Here is a 2,609-nt window from a genome sequence, read left to right as displayed (position 1 = left end):
TCTGGCACCACCGTCCCCGGATGACTATAATGGTCGGTCCCTGTACGAATTGCCGGCCGTGCCAGCAGGGGCGCGGCCCGAATCCCCGGAGTGAATAATGGCACGAGTTACCGTAGAAGATTGTCTGGAAAACCTCGAAAACCGCTTCGAGTTGGTACTGGTTTCCGCCCGCCGGGCGCGTCAGGTTGCCAATGGCCGTGAGGCGATGGTGGACCCGGAAAACGACAAGCCGACGGTCATCGCCCTGCGCGAGATTTCCGAAGGCCTGGTCGACGCCTCCATACTGGATGAGGAGCCGGAAGTGGTGGACCACTTCGCCGAGCTGACCGATGAGCAGGCCGCCGCCGAGCTGGAAGCGGCCGCTGACCTGGAAGCCGGCAGTACCCCGCCCGATCAGCCCGAAGCCAGTGATGACGACGAAGTGGATGTGGCCGCCGCAATCAAGGCCGCGCTGGGTGCCGAGCTGGGCAGTGACAGCGACAGCGAGGATGAGAACACGGGTAAGGCCTCCGGCGAAGCCGCGTCTGATTCAGAAGAGGACAGCAAGTAATCGCTCGTCCGCTTTCAGAGATTCCATCTCCCCGGCACGAGACATTTCGCATCAGACATCTGTGCGAGATGCTCGATGAATATCTTGAGCCCGAACAGGTCGCCGAAGTCTATCAGGCCTACCTGTTCGGGGCGGAGGCCCACGACGGCCAGCACCGCCTGAGCGGTGAACCCTATATTACCCACCCGATCGCCGTGGCCCGCATCCTGGCGGAGCTGCACGTGGATCATCTCAGCATCATGGCGGCCATATTGCATGATGTGATCGAAGACACCGAGATTCCCAAAGAGCGCGTCGAAAAACGTTTCGGCAAGGAGGTGGCCGAACTGGTTGACGGGGTCTCCAAGCTGACCCATATCCACTTCGAGAACAAGGCCGAGGCGCAGGCGGAAAACTTCCGCAAGATGATGCTGGCCATGACCCGCGATATCCGGGTCATTCTGATCAAGCTGGCCGACCGGCTGCATAACATGCGTACCCTGGGTGTGATGCGCCCGGACAAGCGCCGGCGCATTGCCCGCGAAACGCTGGACATTTACGCGCCCATCGCCAACCGTCTGGGCATGAACAACGTACGTCTGGAACTGGAAGATCTCGGCTTTTCCGCCCTGTACCCGTGGCGCAGCCGGATTCTCGACGAAGGCCTGCGCCGCGCGCGCGGCAATCGCAAAGAGATCGTCGCCAAGATGGAAGAAACCATCAAAACCCGACTGGAGCAGGAAGCGTTGAACGGTCAGGTGATCGGTCGCGAGAAACATCTGTACAGCATTTACAAAAAAATGCGCGACAAGCACCTGGCCTTCAGCGAAGTGATGGATGTCTATGCGTTTCGCATTATCGTCGACAGCGTCGATGCCTGTTACCGGGTACTGGGGGCGATTCATAATCTCTATACGCCGGTGCCCGGTCGCTTCAAGGATTACATCGCCATCCCCAAAGCCAACGGTTATCAATCCCTGCATACCGTCTTGATGAGCCCTTACGGGGTGGCTATTGAGGTGCAGATTCGCACCGGGGATATGCACAAGGTTTCAGAAGCCGGGATTGCCGCCCACTGGTTGTACAAGACCAACGAAAACATCAGCAACAATGCCCAGATGCGGGCCCGTCAATGGCTGCATGAACTGCTGGAGATGCAGCAGAATGCCGGCAATTCCATCGAGTTTCTCGAACACGTCAAGATCGATCTGTTCCCCGATGAGGTTTACGTGCTGACGCCACATGGCGAGATCAAGGTCCTGCCGCGCGGGGCCACTGCCGTCGACTTTGCCTACGCGGTGCATACCGATGTAGGCAACCAGTGCGTGGCAGCCAAGATCGATCGACGTCTGATGCCGTTGCGAACGGTTCTGCTCAATGGACAGACTGTCGAGATCGTCACCTCCAGAGGTGCCCAGCCCAACCCGGCCTGGCTGGACTTTGTCACCACCGCCAAGGCCCGTTCCAACATTCGCGCGTTTTTGAAAAACCTGCGTAAGGAAGAGGCGAGTATTCTCGGTATGCGCCTGCTCAACAAAAGCCTGGCCGCGCACGGTGCCGGGCTCGAAGAGTTATCCGAGGAGCAGGTACAGCGCGTGCTCGGGGAGTTTAACTTCGAAAGCATGGATCAGATGTTCAGTGAGATCGGTTTTGGCAACCAGATGGCCATGGTCATCGCCCGAGCCCTGATGTCCGGCGAAAGCGAGCTTGCAGGCGAGAGCGACAAGCCCGCGGCCCGACCACTGGCGATCAAGGGCACCGAAGGCACGGTGGTGACCTACGCCAAATGTTGCCGGCCGATCCCCGGCGATCCGATTCTGGGTTTTGTTACCTCGGGCCGCGGTATTGTGATTCACACCGAGGATTGCAAGAACGTCGCCGAGTATCGCAACCGGCCCGAGAAATGGATCGACGTCAAATGGGAACAGGAAATCGAAGGCGAGTTTCCCATCGACATTCGTATGCTGGTCCACAACCAGCGCGGCGTACTGGCTACCATCGCCGCGACCCTCTCGGAGCTGGAAGCCAACATCGAAAACGTCAGCATTGAAGAGCGCGATGGCCTGCATTCGACCCTGAG

At 59.0% G+C, this 2,609-nt stretch carries 2 protein-coding genes; both read left to right on the top strand.

Annotated elements, in window-relative coordinates; all coding sequences use genetic code 11:
- Window positions 1–97 precede the first annotated feature (97 nt).
- A complete protein-coding gene (rpoZ, locus tag RI563_RS13095) occupies window positions 98–550 on the top strand; it encodes a DNA-directed RNA polymerase subunit omega (RefSeq protein WP_310694827.1) in 453 nt (150 codons plus the stop codon).
- Window positions 551–618: 68 nt separating this feature from the next.
- A partial coding sequence (spoT, locus tag RI563_RS13090; protein WP_310694826.1) for a bifunctional GTP diphosphokinase/guanosine-3',5'-bis pyrophosphate 3'-pyrophosphohydrolase occupies window positions 619–2,609 on the top strand: 1,991 nt, incomplete at its 3' end.

The sequence above is a fragment of the Thiohalophilus sp. genome, assembly GCF_031581315.1.
Taxonomy (GTDB): domain Bacteria; phylum Pseudomonadota; class Gammaproteobacteria; order UBA6429; family Thiohalophilaceae; genus Thiohalophilus.
The sequence above is the reverse complement of the archived record's forward strand: the minus strand, read 5'-3'. Positions and strand labels throughout refer to the sequence as shown.